A 17,406-nucleotide genomic window follows, 5' to 3' on the forward strand; every position below is an offset into this window, starting at 1 on the left:
GCGTGTAGGGAACCGCGGCAGAGCATCCATGACAGCGGCCATCAGATCATCGGTGATGACTCCCGAAGGTCGGACCGTGTCGCCCCGCGTGCTACAGCACGTGACGGATGCTGTGAGTGCACGTCGAGGATCGTCCGTGCGTAGTTGAAGAGGTATCTGCGTGAAGGGGCGCGGGACGTATTTCACGATTCGACGCGTGAAGAGTCTGGGGAGCCATCTGACGAAGTAGCGGTTGAGGGATGCGTTGTGGTAGTGCAGAGGCTACGCTGCTTGAAGTCGCGTACGAGGACTCGAGGGATCATGCGCACTACATCTCATGAGATAACTCAAGATGGATCTCACTCTGTACGTCGGAGTGCATCTCATCAAGTATCTCATCACGTATCTCGAGATGTATCTCATGGTCTATCGCAGACGCACCCGCACGGAAGGTTGATACCGGCTATGACCAGCACAGAGGTCCACACGACTGACGAGGTAGCCGCGCTCGCGCACCGTGTCGCCACGGCACGTGGAAAGCTGCCGCTGCAGACAGATCGCGCCCTCTACGAGGCGTTGTCGGAGCAGGAGATAAAGGCAGAGCGCGACCTCGCTGAGTGGATCCGTGAGCAGCGGCGCAAGCAGCAGCGCAGCGCGGTACGGTACGAGCTGAGGCAGCAGAAGCTCGCACGCCGGAACGCGGACAAGATCCGGTCGGAGCAGGATTCAGACTCCCGTTGGCATCGCCGTGCGCTCGCTGCCCGCCGCCGCACAGCGAACCCGGATGCGCGCCTGGCCGAGCTCTATCGCCGCGCAGAATGGTCCTCACGTGCGCTCATCGGTGTCGTCGTCCTCGGCATGCTGTGGGCCGGGGTGAATGTGCAGCACAATCTGGTGCCCAGTGGCGACATGCACGATCCGCTGTACTGGCTGAGCTACGGCTTCGAGGCAATGATTTCGATCCCGATCATCACCATCATGGTGGTGGCCACAACGGCGGCCCGATGGGGGCGCGAGATCGACCGAGGAAAGGTCGTCTTCCTCGAGGTCGCACTGCTCGGGGTGACCATCGCACTGAACGCCGGGCCCCACCTTGCCGCCCATGCGCCAGCCCGAGCAGCCGAGGCCGCGATCGCACCGGTGATGGTGGGTGTGGTGATCTGGCTGCACGCCTGGGTGACCGCCCGCTACGCCTACCTGATCGACATCGCACCCGACACCAACGCCGCACCGCGCCACGATCCCGTCCTCGATGCGCCGGAAGCCACGGCAGCGATCCACCCGGCCACCACCGCCACCGTGGCGCACCCGGAGCCCGCAACGCAGGCCGACAGCGACCTGTCCGATGCTGCATGGGACAGCGTTCTCGCGATATCGGGCGCCGGTGGCAGCGAGCATGTCGAACTCACCCGGACGGAGCGCAGCGCGGTGTCGGACACGCTTCTCGGTGGCGTCCTACCGTTCGCGCGCCGCGTCGACGACGCCGTGATTCCCGCCGCCGAGTCGAGCGCGTCGGCCGCGGGTGCCCGGCAGTCTCGCGGCCGCCGCTGGTTCGGTGGCGTTGATCTGGCCGACGAGGAGATCGAGCAGCTTGCCCTCGCGATATTTGACAGCAAGCGCACCCAGCAGTCCCTGGAAACTCTCATCGACATCATCCGCGCCGCGGTCACCGAGCGGGAAACCTCCGCCAGCGCTATCGCCCGCAGCCTCAACATGACCGCTCACAGCACCGTACTGCGCGTCCTCAACGTCGCAGAGGACCACTATCGAGACGAACACAGGGTCGCCTGACGCGTCGCCTCGCGGGCAGCCGATTCGAGCGGAGAATACCAGCGAACAGGGAAGATGGCTGCCGAGAGATACAACGCAAAATCGGCCGTGCGTTATCGCATGAGATACGCCATGCGATAACGCATCCGTGCATCTCCGCTTGCCGCGATACCGTCGAACACGCTGCCTGACACCGCGCCGGTCACGACACCGCCGGGCGGGTTCCTCGGCGCACGCCTCACCGAGCAGGACATGCCGAGCGGCGCACAGCCTGCTCCGGACAAACACCCACGTGATCGGGACAGCACGCAGCGATCGGCCCGATCCGATCGCGGACCACCACGGCTGATCACGATCGGCGAACCCCACGACCGTGACTCGGCCGCGCCGAACGAACACCGATCGGCTCGTTCCAGCCGGTGTAGTCGGATCGCGATCCGCTCACGATCGGCGATCCGCGCGATCCATTCGCGGCCGAGCGCCAATCAGATCCCGCCGATCGCGATCGGGACCCGGATCGCCGATCACGATCGGGCGCAGCATGCGACAGAGCCGATCGCCTCCCATGAGGCCCGGCCGGAGCATCCGCGATCGGCGAACCAGGTCCACCCAGCCCAGCTCCCGGCAGGCTGTTTCCCCGCGTCACACCCCCCTCCGATCGTCCGGAAAACGATCGGGCGGGTCCCGACCAGCCGATCGCGATCCGCGATCCACCCGCTGCGCCGCGGGATCGCCGCCGCGGCCGGGACGGCGATCCGATCGCTATCGGACTGGTGCGCGGGCCCCGGATCGAGGATCGCGTGCACCGATCGCCGATCACCTGGCGGGCCGTGAATCAATGCCCACGATCCGATCCGCCGATCGCGATCGAGTGGCGGCACGAGCCCCCGATCACGGGGCCCGATCGCGCTCCGATCGACCGGTAATCGCCTGTCCGATCGCCGATCACGATCCGATCGTTCGATCACTGCAGCCCGATCGCCGATCACGATCACGGTCTGGCCCGGATCGCGAACACGATCGAGGGCGGGCACCAGGTCGGTGCCCGCCCTCGATCGGATTCAGAGGATCGGAATCAGGATCCGATCGTGATCCCGCCGATCGTGATCGCCGGAATACCCGGGACCGTGATGTGCGCCGGCGGCATGAGGCCGCTGTCGGCGGCGGCCTGCCCGAGGCGCTGGGCGGTGTCCTGGATGCCCTGGTTCGCCTGGGCGATCGCGGACTGCACCTCGGCCGCCGGTGGGGGAAGGGCCGGCAGGTCGACCAGAGGCGGCGGCAGGGGAGGCGGGGGAGCCGCGGGGTCACCGCCACCGAGCGCGTACCCCAGTGCACCGCCGGCGACAGCACCGACCGCACCCGCTGTCACGGCGACGCTTCCGCCGGTCACGGCAGCTCCGACCGCGCAGCCGACCCCGGCGCCGATCCCAGCCCCCGGGAGCCCACCGCCACCGGGCATGACCGCCTCACCGGCGATACCGCCGCCCACAGCGCCGATCACGGCCCCACCAGCGCACCCGAGGGCAGCGGCGGGGACTCCGGCGAGAGCCGCGGCTCCGACGCCGCCGATCACCGCGCCTGCAGTAGCGGCCGCGGCGCGGCCATCGGCCTCGGCCGGGCCGACACCCGCGGTGGTCGCGGTCTGGCGGATCTCCCATTCGCCGTAGGCGGCCCAATCGTTCGCCTTCTCGATGGCCCGATCGGGCACCACGTCGGGGATCTGATCGCGCGGCACCTCGATCGAGCCGATCCGCAGCTTCCCCGGGGGTGCCTGGATCGGGCCATCCATTGCCTCCGGTGTGGGCGGGCCGGAGGTCGTGTCCTGATCCGCCTCATCGGAGCTATCGGATTCGGTCCGCGGGCTCGGCTTCGGCGGCGTCGTGGGCACCCATCCCGTGTCCGGCTTGGGGCGATTCGGCCGAACAGGCGGGTCGGGAATCCATTCGACCGGGTCGTTCGTCGACTGCGGTGCGGGTGCCGCTTCCGGCGGCGCAGGCGAGGGCGCCGGCGCGGTCGGCGGTGGGCTGCTCGGTCGCGGTGCCGAGCTGGCCGGCCCGGGGTTGCCGGCGGGCGGGGTCGTCGATGCTGAGGAGCTCGAGGACGCGCTCGCGGACGGATCGGGATTGTCGGCGCCGGTCGAGCTGGGCGCGGTGTTGCCGTTCTCAGCCGGAGCGGGCGCGGCGTAGGCCTGGCCGCCGAAGGCCAGACCGGTACCGAGACCGGCGGTGGCGGCCGCGGCGAGGACCCATCGTCTGCGTGTGTGGGGATATGTGGCGGTCATGGCAGGCACCTACCTTTCGTGAAATGTGCAGGTCAGAGGGGAGGGCAGGTGGTGTCGCAGTCGGTTTTCGAGGCGATGAGGTACTTGCCGTCGTCGGCTCGGGCGAGCCGGTACCGCTGCGCATAGGGGTGCTGGACACCGTCGGAGGTGGTGATCGTCAGCCGCGCGTCGTACAGGAGCGGATCGCCTGTTTCGGTGACCTCGACGTGGAATTGCCACTTGTCCGCGGCGGCCTTGTCGATCAGCTTCTGCAGGGTCTCTGGAGGACCCGCGGCACCGGAGGCCCAGAACCCGGAAACTCCTGCCGCGGTGCGTGGCCACACGTAGTACGCGTAGTTCGACGCCTCGATGATTCCCGGCCCGGATGTCCTATCGCCCGGCCCCGCCAGGGAAAACGTCTCCAGGGGTCGATCAGGGGCCATTGCGGCGGTCCCTGTGCTGCCTCCGCCAGCCGCGGCTCGGCCCGCTACGAAGGCGGCTAGCAGCACGGTCGCCGCCGCGCCGTAGCGGACGCTGCGCCGCCGCCATGCTGCGACCGCCGTCTCAGCGGCCGCTGCCCGCCGATCGGTCACCGTGCGGGCGTTGCCCACGACTGCGCTGGGTCGGGTCCGGCCGACACCGCGGCCGTTGTCGTTCTCCGGCGGTGGAGGGAGTCGTCGCGGCAGCGGATGGGGCGGGCTGTCCGGCCCGTCCTCCCGAGCTTTCCTCGGGGGCACTTCCACGAGGCGTGACCAGCTCTTACCTGTGGGGGCGGTGACCACCAACCGGACGGGCAGACCGGACTCCTTGGCCCGTCGGCGAGCGTGGCTCATGATCGCTTCCTCGATCGAGCCGGTGCCGGCCTGCAGGGTGCGGTCCCCGGTTCGGGCTTGAGTGGGGGAGGTCAGGTCGACCTTGATTTCAAGGGGTTCGTGCACGGTGGTGGACACAGCGGAATCTCCTGTCAAACGTGGGCGTCGACGGCCGTGAGCTGGTGATCGTCGAGCTGAGTGCGAAGTTCGGCGACCACTGCGGCGGCCGCGCGGTGACGTTCGAGTGCGGTGTCTCGCTGCGGGCCCTCCGGGAACGCCTCGAGGACGCCGATGCGATGCGTGAGTGCCGCGTCGAGCTCGGCGAGCATCGTGGGCCGCAGATCGCTGTCGTCGGTGATGCGGTTGACCCAGCCGGGGGCGTGCGCGGACAGGTGTTTCCGCTGCTCCTGGATCACTGGCTCGGAGGTCGCCTTGGCGTCGAAAGCGGCCCGGATGATGTCGGCTTCGGCGGTGCTGGGGGTGAGAATCGGTCGGATGATGCCCACGGCACGGTCCTTTCGGGCGAGGGATTACGGATTGGGCTGGTCGGTGCTGTGGCTGGCCGCGGGTGACCCACCTGTCCGCGTACGCGGACAGGTGGGTGCGGCAGAACCGGATGACGAAATTCGGTGAGGCAGCGGCGCCCTGCCCGCGTAGGGGGCCGGTGGGGATGAGCGTTGCCTGCAGTGTTGGTTCGGTCGGCGCGCTCATGAGGCGTCCAGCCGGTCGGCGTGCACGTACTCGTCGACGTCGTATTCGGCCTGCCATCGAGGCCGATAGTCCGACACCAGATCGACGAAAACGCTGGTTTCCTCGACCCGGACCTGCGAGACGATCCCGGTCACCTCGGTGACGCCGTCATCGTCGACATGGTGCAGCCGGTCGCCGGGGACCAGATCACGCGCCAGGATCCGATCAGCAGGATCATCGACGCCATCGACCCGCGGTGGGGTCTCGTACCGGCGCCCGTGCTTGGTGAGGAAGGCCCGCATTTCGCGCGAAAAGGCCATGAACAGCGGCTCGGACTCCGGCTCCAGTCCGCTGACGATCTCCAGGTCCTCCGCGCTCAACCGCGACCGCTTGTTCGGGTGATCGTCGACATCGGGAGTCCACACGACCTGCACGTCGAACGGCTCACCACGTTCGTTCGTCGCGACCGCCCGGCCCGGGATCGAGGTGTCGACTTCCCTGCCGATCGCTCCATCGCCCCACATCATGTAGGCGCCATCGGGGCTGAGTTTCGCCAGGCAGATACGGGTGCCGTAGTTGTCGCGCACATTGCCGCCCGCGTCGCCGTAGACATACGCGTCAGGGCGCTGCACACCGTCGGCCCGGCGGCCGCCTGCCGACCGGATCAAGGCGGCGATGTCGGCCAGCTTGCCCAGCGGGTCTTCGTCCTTGACCCAGTCCGACAGCAACTTGTCGGCCGATTTCCGTGCCCGCTCCACCATGTTGCTGAAGATGAACAGCTCGTCGAGGATGAACGCGAAGATCGGCAGTTCGGTATTCGGCACCTTCGTCGTGTGCACCCAGTCCAGCCGTGCGTGCATCTCGGCGTGGACCGCACTGATCAGTTCGCAGGCGTCCCGCAGGACGTACACCACTGCAGCGACACCAGGCCAGTTCTCCAGGCCGTCGAGTTCGATCTTCTTCGGGTCGATCGCGAGCACCGTCACCCCGCGCAGCACCAGCTCGGTGATCAGGGCTCGCAGTGTGGTCGTCTTGCCGCCGCCGGTGGGCCCGACGACCAGGGCGTGGGGGACATTGGACTTCCAGGAGATGTCCCAATACGCGGTCTTGGCGGCCACCCCCATTCCGTACGGGACGTGATAGAGCTCGTGTCCGGTGACGCCGTCGAGGTCGGGTGGAGTGTGCGGGATCCGTTTGGGAAGGTTTGCTTGCAGCTCGATCCGCAGCTGCGCGGTTTCACCACCGAGGTAGTCGCTCTCGCCAGGGTTGTGATTGCCCAGCAACCAGGTGAATTTCCACAAGCGCCCAGAGGGGTGCTGGCCGAGGATCGAGCGCAGTGAGTTTTCGAACCCAACCTGGGTCGTGCGATTGCCGACCGGAATCGCTGTCTTGAACTTGACCTTGTAGCCGATCTCGCGATACTCCGGCCGGTCTTCGGCGGCATCGATCAGAGGTGTCACCACCGCATCTCGTAAGGGAGTGCGGGAGAAGGAAGCTTCGAGGGCACGATGACGAGAGCTTCGGGCACCGGCCATCAAATCGGCCTCGGTGTTCCCCGCCCGACCGCGGATGATGACCAGCCTCCGCTCCGGCGCCTCCCATGAAACCTGCATGTCCCAGTGCGGTCCAGCAGTGTCCCTGACCACCGTTCTGAGCGCCGCCAACTGCCCGGCATCGAGCACGGCTCCGAGACCCAATCGGGCGACGGCACGGCGCGGGGCACGAAGTCCGGCTCGCCAGAGCCGCGGAGGCAATCGGCCCGGAAGCCAGGACACACGAAGCGATGTAGGAGTGGCCTGCGCCGACTTGGCGATCTGTCGGCGCAACGCAATCTGATGCCTGCTGGCGAGAATGCGCAGCACCTCGAACGCCACGATCATCGCGGCCGCCCCGATCACCAGCAATCGCCACTGCCACTGGCAGGCCTCAGCCAGCAAGTCCCGAAGAGTGGCCGAACCGGGCGTCGGCAGCGCCGAGGCGACTTGAGTTGCGGAAAGCGCCAAGACACCGAGACCAATTCCGCCGACGAGCAGTGGGGAAGTCCATCTCGGTGTCGGATTTCGATCCGCCTCATTTCCACCTACGGCGGACGATCCGCGGTGCGGCGGCGCGAACACTTCGCCCACCGTTTCCTCGAACCACCGAACCAACGGATCGCTGGACGACGAGGGGCTCATGGTGCACCGCCTAGAGAAGATGACAAGACCATAGACGGCAACTGTAGACGGCTATCAAAAGACACATATAAACGAACGCACTTATGGGCGTGTCGCGAACATCCGCTAGCGCCCACTGCGGATCTGTCTCAGGGAGACGGAGAGGGGGTAGCCGAAAGGGGCTCCCAGGCGAGCCGTTGAGGAGCGTCGCTCGTCCTGTTCAGCGAGTGTCCTGGAAGGGCTGTAATCGGCCGTTGTGGAGGCCTGCTGCACCCTGTCGAAAACAGGGCCTCCAGGGCGTGTCGACTGGCGGATTCTCCCAAGTTCCCCCAGAATCAGAGATTCTGGGGGACCTAAAGGGGGGCAACAAAATTCGCCACCTCCCGCTGACGTACTTCCCGCCCGCTCGCGGCCCCATCTCGCAGTAGGCTCGGAAGCTCCCGTTCGCGCCCCGGTCGCAGCCCCCTGTGCGGGGCCTTCCCGGACGCGCTGTCGAGGCATCCAATCCGCGGGTGTTCCAGCGCCGAGGTGAACCAGCGTCGCTCATCTGCCGTCGGCCATGGTTCGCAACACGCGTCGGCAAATCGCCGCAGGATCCATCGCTGGGTCAAAAAATGCGGGTACCGTACACAAGCAAACGAACACATCATTCGAACGAACGTGCTGGAGACAATCATGTTCGGAAACCACCCCGCCTCCGTGACCACCTCACTGGCCGACTCCCAGATCGGCACCACCAATCTCCTCGACTGGCTCACCCACAACGGTGTCACCGTGATGCTGGTGATCGTCGGAATTGTCATGTTGGCCGCCAGCATGCGCGCCCACATGTCCAAGGTCGTCAGCGTCGGCGCCTGCGCCATCATCGCCTTGGCCTTCATCGTGCTCGGCAACAACGGCGGCATGCAGACCGACGTCGGCAACTGGCTGTGGCACCTCGTCCACGCCGCCTGACGAGGAGCCGACATGTCCTATCAGTCAGACGACATGGTGTGGCGGGTCGATAACCGCTACCTCGGTCCCCCCGGCAAGACCCTCCCATTCCCGATCCGAACCAACGCTCTGTGGGTCGGCCTGGGCATCGGTGTAGCCCTGTTCATCACGCTCCGCGAGGTCTTCCACATCTCGTTCTCACTCAACCTCGTGGTGATCGTGGTCTTCGGCACCGCTATCGCGACCGTCCGATTCATGCGGCACGTCGACCCCGAACGACCCGTCCGCGCCGTACTGCGATCGGCGCTCAATGACCTCCGCTCGCCCCGGCAGCCGAAACCCGGCCAACCCATCACCCTCCACTACCTCCCGGCCCTCACCCTCCGCAGGCATGGGCCCGTCCCCTCCCATGAGGAGCTGCTGTGACCGCCTTCGACCGGCACCCCGCGGACGCCGATCCCGACTTCACCAACTTCCTCACCAACGCCTTCGACGAGGACGGCTCCACCGATCCTCGATTCGCCGACACCGTGTGGGACAACGACTTCGGCGCCGAGCAATGGGCCACCGACAGCAGCTCCACCAGCACCGCCACGCACGAAGCCGACGCCCCCACCGTCGACGAGGACTTCGACGAAGCCGACTGGCACCGCTTCCTCGGCGCCGACAGCCCCGCCGATCTCGACACCGTGACCCCAGCCATCGAACGTCCGAGCCCCAGCACCACATCCACAGAACTCGAGACCGAGCCGCAGCGCACGAAACCTTCGCGGCAACGCGGATACGACACCCCCACTCAGCGGGTCAAACGTCTCGCCGCCGCCGACCGCGCCGAACATCGGCGCTCGGACAAAGCCACCCGCGACAAGAAGACGATGCAGCTGCGGCTTCGCGGCACACTGGCACATCTCACCCGTACTGACAGAACGACTACCGCGTGGTTCGTTCAGGCACCCGGCGCATGGACGATGCGCTCGACGAAGAAACAGCGCGACGGCATCGAAGCCGAAGCCCGCGTGCTGTCCATGTTGCAGGCCGCCGGTGTCGAGCGCTTGCACCGCCGAACCGTGCGTGCCAGCTGGCCGGTCGCAGAATGGGCCCGTGCCCACGACGCTTGGGCATCCCCTCCGCCGGACGTTCCCGGCACCCTCTCCTGGTCGGATTACCTGATCGGCCAACAGCACGCCCTGATGGCCGCTGGCGCGACCCTCAAGTACCGCTACTGGGGAATCGAATTGCCGCACCGCACCGGCCTGGCTACAGCGGTCGACAAACTGGCCTCCGTGGTCGACCGCGGCGCGGCCGCTCGGACATGGCCTGCGCGGCAGCTCAGCCAATGGGCCGACGCCATCTTCGACCGCGAGGTGGCCGAACTCAACGAACTGCTCAGCGAACTCGCTCGCATTCTCGGCAGTGACGGCGTGTGGGCGCACTCCGCCACCAGCCGTGAACTGGACTATCTCCTGCGTCGCTCCGCCACCATCGGCCTGCCCCTGCATCCAGCCGGCCTCAGCGCCTACGTCGGGCACGGGGAATGGGAGACCAGCGATGTCGCCGGCCTGGTCAACGCTGCCCAGCCAACGGTCATCCCCGGCGAGGGATACACCACCATCACCGGCGTCGTCGACGGACAGACGGTCTCCTCCACTGTCATCGTCGTCACGATCGGTCGAATGGGGGAGCTCGACATTCCGGAGAGCATGCTGCCCTGGCAGGTCCTCGGCGACGGCCTCGGCGAAGGACTGGAGCATTCCGAGCGCATCCACCTGTGGGGCCGGGAGCGAGCCCGCCGCAGCCTCAAATACCAGCTCGACCGGATCGAGGCCCAGTTCAAGCACTACACCGGCGAGCACGACGAAACGCCGCCACTGGAACTCACCCAGCAGCACGCCCGGATCCGTCAAATCATCTCCGACATCGATCATGACCACACCGGCCTCGCGGACCGGCTCGAGGGATGGTGGCGGATCGCCGTCGTCGGGGACACACCTGAAGACGCCCGCAACAAGGTCGCACGCCTGAAGAGCCTCTACGAACCACAGATTCAGCTCGAAGTCGAAGACGGCCAGTGGCAGCTGCTGCGCGAATTCATCCCCGGTGAGTCCTTGGCGAATATCGCCCACCGGAGGCGAATGAGCGTTGTCACCGCGTCCGCCGGTATGGCCGCGGTCAGCGACCGACTGGGCGACCGCACGGGCGTACTGCTCGGCGAAACCGCCAGCATCGAGCCGAAACCATTCGCGTTGGACCTGTGGGCAGGCCCCGAGCGCAAGCACCAGAGCGGCTTCACCCCAGTCGTCGCCATCCCCGGAGGCGGCAAGTCCGACCTCGTCGGCATGATCACCTACCAGGCCGTGCGCGCGGGAGCCTACGGCGTAATTCTCGACCCGAGCGGACCGCTCGCACGAATTGCGACCATCCCCGAACTCGCGCCCTACACCCGCGTCTACGAGCTGACCCGGAACCCGCGGCCCGGTGTGCTCAACCTGTACCGGATCATCCGCGATCCGCGCCCCACCGACGGCGCCTACGACCCCGAACTGCCGGAGTTCGCCGCCACCTCCAACCCGCAGGCCGCAGCACGTGCCCGCTACGAGGCCGATCTGCGCGCCGCGCCGGCCATGCGGATCTCCGAAGTCGTCACCGTACTGACCCAAATGCTGCCGGTCGACCTCTTCCATGATCAGGTCGCTCGATCCGTGATCCGTCGCGCCGCGAGCGAAGTCGGCGGAGGCCGCGACCACCACCTTGGTGAAGTACTCGACACCCTCGGCAGCCTCGCGAACTCGGCAACCGACCCGGAGGAACGCAAAGCCGCCCGGGCCGTTTACGACGCGCTATCGATGATGCGTGACCTGCCCGAAGCTCAGGTGCTGTTCCCCGTCGCCGGGGACCTCGGCGGTCTTGAGGAGATCGGCGACGAACGGCTCACCATCCTGACCATGCCGGGGCTGCAGCTTGCCCCACCCGACGGTTCCGAGGAACTCGATCTCCGAGCCCGGATGGCCGCCCCGCTGCTGCACATCGCGGGATGGCAGGTGTCTCGGCTGATCTACGACAGGCCACCGCGTGAGCGCAAGCTGGCCGTCATCGACGAAGACAAGTACGTCGATAGCACCGGCACCGGCCGCACTATGAATCTGCGAATGGCCACCGACTCCCGCAAATACAACCTGCGGGCACTGATCTGCTCACAAACCTGCGACCCCTTCCTCGGCATCGACGACGACGGCGACGACAAATCCTCCCTGGCCAACGAGACATTCATCGGCGATCTCGGTGGCGATGAACACGCGATCGCCAAGGCGCTGCGTCTGCTGAAGCTCCCGCCCGGCCACGGTTACGAGGCCCTCCTCGCTGGTCTCGGCGGAGGCGGCGAAGACACCTACGACGAAGACGCACCGACCAACCGCCGCGACGACTACGACCGCCGATTCATCGTCAAAGCCGCTGACGACCGCGAGATCGTCCGCATCAACTGGCACCACTTCACCCACCTCACCCACGTCCGGCGCGCCCTGAAGTCCAGCCCGACCGAATGGGGCGCACGATGAGCCGCCACACACGCCCCACTCCGACCCGCAGCCGTTGGGCCGCAATCACTCTCGTCATCGGCGTCCTCGCGGCGATCGCCGTCGGCCCGGGCATCTCCACCGCGTCCGCGGGCGGGTTCGAGTGCAAAGAAGTTCCGGCTCCTGAAGCGCCAGCCATGGCCGAGCCCGCAACCCTCGACCCCGACGCGATCGCCGAACAAGACCCCAACGATCACACCGGCTACGGCACCTACGGGTGGGCCGGACTGAGCTGGTACACCTACGATCTCGGCTGCGGCGAAGACATCACCCGGTCCCCCAAGGCGGTCGCCGACACCGAACTGGGCAACACCTTCTTCCGCACCGGCCAGGAAATGGCCGCGATTGCGTTCTGGATGGACCGCCAAGCCACCACCCCCGACGAAGCCGCTAAAGCCGGCCGCGTCTCCTTCCTGTCCGAACTCGACAAGCTGATCATCACGATCACCCAGGCAGTCCGCGACAGCACCTACGGCAAATACATGGCGATCGCCCTGGTGATCGTCGGCCTGACGATCCTCTGGCGCGGCCTCCGTGCCGACATCGCCTCGGTCACCAAATCTGCCCTGCTCGGCGGCAGCGCCCTACTACTCGGAGCTCTATTCCTCGGCGCACCGCAACAGGCGATCCAACTCAGCGACGACACCTTCGCGCAGCTGATCACCAATCAACAAGCCACGATCTTCGCCGACACCGGCACCACCGGGAAACCACGCGACGTCGTGCTCGACCAGATTCTGCTACCCGACTACACCCGCGGCTGGTTCGGCGACCTCGACACCGCCAACGCCCACAACCTGGAACCCCAGATCCGCGACGCGCTGGCCCTGTCCTACGACGAGCAGGAAACAATCCGCAAGGATCCCTCGGCCGCCGACAAGATCCGCGACGAGAAGAAACAAAAATGGCAGTCCGTCGTGAGCGGCCTCGAAGGCAACGGCCTGTCCTACTACACCTTTCAGGGCAAAGACAGTCACCGCATCTCCATCGGACTGATGTCCATGGTCAAAGTGTCCACCATCAGCCTCCTCTGGCTCGGCGCATCCCTGCTGAAACTCGCGGCGTTGTTGGTGATCCGGCTCGCGATCCTCACCGCGCCCATCTGGATCCCGATCGCCGCCGTCCACGGCGGCCTGATGGAACGCGTCCTGCGCGGACTGCTCGCCGCCTACATGTGGGGCGTCGCCGCCTCCGTGCTGCTCGCCGTCTACATGTTGTTCGTTGTCCGGCTCTACACCACCGATGTAGCGCTATCGCCGGTCTGGAAGTTCTGGGTCACCCTGCTCATGACCCTGTTCTGCTGGTTGGTGATGCGCCCGTTCAAACGCATCTCCGCCATCGCCCGCGAGTCGAACACCAGCATCCTCAACCGAAGCCGCCTGCGCCGCAAAGCCCTTGCCCTTGCCGAGCTCGGCGGCGCCGGGCTCGCACGCATCGCCGCAAAAAAACCCACCAACGCCGACGACAACACCAGCCAATCCCCGCGGCCCGAAGGTACCACCGTCCAGCAGGCCGAACTAGACGTTCGCCGCCGCAAAGAGCAAGTAGCCCAGCAGATCGCCGCGCAGACCATCGCCGACCACTACCGCCGCCGCCGCGCCGAGCACGAAGAATACTGGCGCAACAAGGCCGAACAGGAAAACGGCCAGCCATCCGATATCGACAGCGAGACCGACTCTGCGCAGACTCCCGCTGCCGCAGCAGGCGAGGGCATAGGTGGCGTCGGCACCGGACCGACTCATCCGCGGACTCAACGCAATGAAGTCGTATTCGTTTCGATCAAAGGCCAATCCCGGCTGGGGCGCTCGCGCCAACAGCGCCACGAACCGGCGGGCTCCAACTCGATGATTTGGGGCGGTCAGCTATGGGTGCCCCCCGTGTCACATGACAAAAAGGGTGGCGATTCGACGCCCCCAGCGCCGGCTGCCTCGGCGCCTTCGGCAGGAACCAGTGGTGGACCCCTTGTCACCTCGGGAGAAACCTCCACCGGCGGATCTGGAGGAGGCGCCTAATGGTCGCGCGTCGCCGAAACCCAGTCCTCGGTCCGATCTGGCGGTGGGTGCTCTACAGCGAGACCAGAGCACTCGGCACCGTCGTCGCGGTGCTCACGATGGCTGTCGCTATCAGCATCCTCACCCGGCCCACACCACATTCCGCCCCAGCTCGTCCGGTCGCGCCCGCCGCAGCCCAGGCCACGGCACCCGCCTGGCCGAGTTCAACCACATCGGCGACGACATCGACCACCGCGTCGGCGACAGCCACATACAGCCCCGCGACGTCCGCCCTGACGCCGACATCCGCCACTCCCACCACCCCACCCTGGCGGGACCCGGCCACATCGACACCATCGGCTGCGGCCACGACAACACCGGTGAACCCGACACCCGCGAGCACGACACCACTACCTACCCCGAGCTCCCCGCCGTCGCTGCCACCCGCCACCGCGCCTGGCCTGGATCCGCCGCTGCCATGACCATTCTCGACAGATCGTCCCTCGCCGCAGGGATCGGCGTCGTGGCCACCGCGATCCTGGTGTGTGGTTGCGCGTCGACCACCGAGGTCGCACTCCGCCGTCCAGTTGACCGCTGCGGATCGGCACCCGGCTCAGCCAGCATCGGATCCATACCGGCCGGCACCCCCGGCACCGAAGCACTGAACGAGAGCCAACAACGCATCCTCGCCACCATCGTCGGTCGAGGAGTAGACCGCCGGATCCCCACCCAGGGGCAGACGATCGCGGTCACTGTCGCCCTAGACGAAAGCACCCTCCGAAATCTCGCCAACCCACACGTGCCGGAATCGCTTACGTACCCGAACGACGGAATCGGCGTGGATCACAACAGCATTGGCATCTTTCAACAGCAACCCGACCTGGGATGGGGCACGGTCCCCGAGCTGATGAATCCTGCCACCGCCGCAGACAAGTTCTACGACGCATTGCTGAAAGTCGCTGACTGGCAATCGATGTCGATCCCGGACGCCGCGGCCGCCGTGCAACACAACCTCAACGGCGCACCTGACTACGCCCGATACGAGAGCGCCGGGCGGAAGATCATCGCCGGGCTCAACGACAGCGGAGTCCGCGTCGTTCCGGCGGCCGCCGTCGGCCCGGCGACACCATCGCCTGCCAACTGCGGCCAGGGCCCGATCCAGATCCCACAATTCGTACCCGGTGGCCCTGCCGGCCCGAACATCGTCGCCGCAGCAGCATCCCAGATCGGAATCGACTACGCCTGGGGAGGTGGCGACCTCAACGGGCCCACCCTCGGTCAACGCGACGGTGGTGTCGCTGACAGCTACGACGACTACAACAAAATCGGCTGGGACTGCTCCGGACTGTCCCGCTGGGCCGTCTATCGGGCGACCGGAAAAACCATCGCCCGCACCTCCCAAGATCAATCCACCGGCGGACAGGCCGTCAGCGAAAAGGACGCTGCTCCTGGCGATCTCGTCTTCTTCGGCGGCCAGGGCGTCGCCCATCACGTCGGGGTGTACATCGGTGGAGGCCAAATGATCGCTGCGCCCCAATCCGGTGGCAAGGTCCAGCGGCAGCCCGTCGCTGACGTGGCCGGACCCGTGACCTACCGGCGGTACACATGATGCGTCGAACTGCTGGGCCAACCCATCGCCACGGTGACTCATCACAGGCCGAATCCGTCCGGCCGATGAAAGGAGACTGCCCATGAGGATCAGCGCCCGACTCCTGCTTGTCCTGGCCGCACTCATCCTGCTCGCAATCATGTTGTTCCGATGCGGCACCGGCTCGGAGACACACCCCGACGCGGCGCTGACCCCCCCGAGCTCCAGCGCCGACACCACAACGACCACCGCCGGCCGACTGGCATCCACTTCCGCGACCACGCCGACGACCACGCCAACCACCCCGGGCGGGCTGCGATTTCCCGCACCATTCGATGCGGTCAACCCGTCGGACCCGTCAGCGGTACTTGCGGCCGCAAGCCGAACACTGTTCTCCTACCAGTCGGGCGACGCTACCCAAGCCGACGCCGCCCAGCGCGCCGCGCCGCTACTTGCCCATCCTGTAGACGACAGTTACCAGGTACTCGCTCCGATCACGGGTGCGCAGTGGCGCAACTGGATGACCGCGGGGGATCGCGTGGTCGCCGACGTCCAGGTGCCCGCCCGCAATGACAACCCGGACCAGCCGACCATCGCGTCTCGTGTCATCGCCGTCACCCAGCACGTGCTCGACCCCCAAGGAAAACCGGTCGAAGATCGTCGACTCACCGCATACGCGACCGTCACCAAGGACGGTCAAGGAGTGTGGCGCGTGACGCGAATCAGCGTGCAGCAGTAGCGCATCCAGCTCACAACCAGACGCGGTTCACCGGAAACCGAGACGACGGCATCGGTTCTCCGGTGAGCCGATGCAGCCAGTGGTGCACCGGCAGCATGACCTGCACGTATTGGGCGAACATGGCATCCGGTTGAGTTCGTCGAATCGCCTCGAGTTCCTCCGGGGCAGGCACGTCGCAGTAGATCTCCGAGACCACCACGCATGCCTCCCAGGCGTTTGGCTCCGTGCGGGCCAGCCAGCCCCGTCGGCCGGTCAGCACCCCCATCTGGTCGGCCGGCCTGGTCAGGATTCGTGGCAACGGCCGTGCGGGCGGTTCGTTCAGCACCGGAACCGGGTGATCGAAGTTGAAATGCTCCGGCCCTACAGCCGCCGGCCACTCTGGTGTGTCGTCGGACCAGTACACGCTCTGGTCATCGCTCATTTCCAGCATCCACACCTGATCCAGGTCGACCAATCGGGTGGCGATGGGGTGGAGCGCAGTGTGCGGGAACCGTGCCCGGAACAGTTCGTCTTCGGCCGCGACTGGTATACGACCCCACTGATCCGGCCCGCGCATCCCATACACATCACTGATGGATGCTCGTTTATTGGCGTCGAACAAGATGACAGGAAAAGGCGGGTCCCACGCGCCCGGCCATTCCCCTGCAGGAACCGGGTTCAGGACGGGCGGGAACTGAAGATAGTCCGCGAAATGCCACGGCAGCTCATCGACCGGCAACCAGTCCATGCGCGCCAGCCAGTCACTATTCGCCCCATGTGCCACATTGGCCCCCATCCCCGCAGTGTAAGGGCCGCCGCAGTGTCCGGTCCAGCCGCGTATCCGCGCCGAAGGGGGCGCCCCGAGGGGCGGAACCTGCGCTGTAGCTCATGTCGCAACTCCACAATCGTCAGAGTCGATCGTATATTTGTGCTGAAT

The 17,406-nt window shown here is 66.5% G+C and carries 14 protein-coding genes; 8 read left to right on the forward strand and 6 right to left on the reverse strand.

The genetic code is table 11. The annotated features are described in order from the left end of the window. The first annotated feature begins 444 nt into the window (after positions 1–444). Positions 445–1,770, forward strand: coding sequence for a hypothetical protein (locus ACIA76_RS36460; RefSeq protein ID WP_397158797.1), 1,326 nt, complete (start codon positions 445–447; stop codon positions 1,768–1,770). Between the two features lie 1,054 nt (positions 1,771–2,824). Here the strand turns inward: ACIA76_RS36460 and ACIA76_RS36465 are convergent. Next, positions 2,825–3,538, reverse strand: coding sequence for a hypothetical protein (locus ACIA76_RS36465; RefSeq protein WP_397158799.1), 714 nt, complete (start codon positions 3,536–3,538; stop codon positions 2,825–2,827). Positions 3,539–3,629: 91 nt separating this feature from the next. On the opposite strand from ACIA76_RS36465, the gene ACIA76_RS36470 reads away from it, so the two are divergent. Then, a complete protein-coding gene (locus ACIA76_RS36470) occupies positions 3,630–3,935 on the forward strand; it encodes a hypothetical protein (RefSeq protein ID WP_397158801.1) in 306 nt (101 codons plus the stop codon). Between the two features lie 127 nt (positions 3,936–4,062). Here the strand turns inward: ACIA76_RS36470 and ACIA76_RS36475 are convergent, their stop codons facing one another. The 3 genes from ACIA76_RS36475 to ACIA76_RS36485 all read right to left on the reverse strand — a co-directional run bounded on the left by ACIA76_RS36475 (position 4,063) and on the right by ACIA76_RS36485 (position 7,448). After that, positions 4,063–4,959 carry a hypothetical protein gene (locus tag ACIA76_RS36475; RefSeq protein ID WP_397158804.1) on the reverse strand — a complete coding sequence of 299 codons (897 nt, stop codon included), beginning with the start codon at positions 4,957–4,959 and terminating at the stop codon, positions 4,063–4,065. A gap of 14 nt (positions 4,960–4,973) precedes the next feature. Further along, positions 4,974–5,327: a hypothetical protein gene (locus ACIA76_RS36480; RefSeq protein ID WP_397158806.1), complete on the reverse strand. Its 354-nt coding sequence runs from the start codon at positions 5,325–5,327 to the stop codon at positions 4,974–4,976. A 201-nt stretch (positions 5,328–5,528) separates the two neighbouring features. Further along, positions 5,529–7,448: an FtsK/SpoIIIE domain-containing protein gene (locus ACIA76_RS36485; protein WP_397158808.1), complete on the reverse strand. Its 1,920-nt coding sequence runs from the start codon at positions 7,446–7,448 to the stop codon at positions 5,529–5,531. An 879-nt stretch (positions 7,449–8,327) separates the two neighbouring features. Between ACIA76_RS36485 and ACIA76_RS36490 the strand changes: the two genes are divergently transcribed. From ACIA76_RS36490 to ACIA76_RS36505, 4 genes are read left to right on the forward strand one after another with little or no spacing between them, the layout of a single operon-like run. Further along, entirely contained in the window at positions 8,328–8,621 is a 294-nt protein-coding gene (locus ACIA76_RS36490; RefSeq protein ID WP_397158810.1) for a hypothetical protein, read from the forward strand. A 12-nt stretch (positions 8,622–8,633) separates the two neighbouring features. After that, positions 8,634–9,026 (forward strand): hypothetical protein, encoded by a 393-nt coding sequence (locus ACIA76_RS36495; RefSeq protein WP_397158812.1) that lies wholly within the window; start codon positions 8,634–8,636, stop codon positions 9,024–9,026. Beyond that, positions 9,023–12,154 carry a hypothetical protein gene (locus tag ACIA76_RS36500; RefSeq protein ID WP_397158814.1) on the forward strand — a complete coding sequence of 1,044 codons (3,132 nt, stop codon included), beginning with the start codon at positions 9,023–9,025 and terminating at the stop codon, positions 12,152–12,154. The genes ACIA76_RS36495 and ACIA76_RS36500 overlap by 4 nt, the downstream gene beginning before the upstream one ends. Further along, positions 12,151–14,184 carry a hypothetical protein gene (locus ACIA76_RS36505; protein WP_397158816.1) on the forward strand — a complete coding sequence of 678 codons (2,034 nt, stop codon included), beginning with the start codon at positions 12,151–12,153 and terminating at the stop codon, positions 14,182–14,184. The genes ACIA76_RS36500 and ACIA76_RS36505 overlap by 4 nt, the downstream gene beginning before the upstream one ends. 52 nt (positions 14,185–14,236) lie before the next feature. On the opposite strand, the gene ACIA76_RS36510 is transcribed toward ACIA76_RS36505, so the two are convergent. Continuing rightward, positions 14,237–14,614 carry a hypothetical protein gene (locus ACIA76_RS36510; protein WP_397158818.1) on the reverse strand — a complete coding sequence of 126 codons (378 nt, stop codon included), beginning with the start codon at positions 14,612–14,614 and terminating at the stop codon, positions 14,237–14,239. Between the two features lie 27 nt (positions 14,615–14,641). Between ACIA76_RS36510 and ACIA76_RS36515 the strand changes: the two genes are divergently transcribed. After that, a complete protein-coding gene (locus ACIA76_RS36515) occupies positions 14,642–15,772 on the forward strand; it encodes a C40 family peptidase (protein WP_397158820.1) in 1,131 nt (376 codons plus the stop codon). Between the two features lie 82 nt (positions 15,773–15,854). After that, a complete protein-coding gene (locus ACIA76_RS36520) occupies positions 15,855–16,490 on the forward strand; it encodes a hypothetical protein (protein ID WP_397158822.1) in 636 nt (211 codons plus the stop codon). A 10-nt stretch (positions 16,491–16,500) separates the two neighbouring features. On the opposite strand, the gene ACIA76_RS36525 is transcribed toward ACIA76_RS36520, so the two are convergent. Then, positions 16,501–17,217 (reverse strand): hypothetical protein, encoded by a 717-nt coding sequence (locus tag ACIA76_RS36525; RefSeq protein WP_397158824.1) that lies wholly within the window; start codon positions 17,215–17,217, stop codon positions 16,501–16,503. Positions 17,218–17,406 lie beyond the last annotated feature (189 nt).

Source organism: Nocardia sp. NPDC051570 (assembly GCF_044454005.1).
Taxonomy (GTDB): Bacteria; Actinomycetota; Actinomycetes; order Mycobacteriales; family Mycobacteriaceae; genus Nocardia.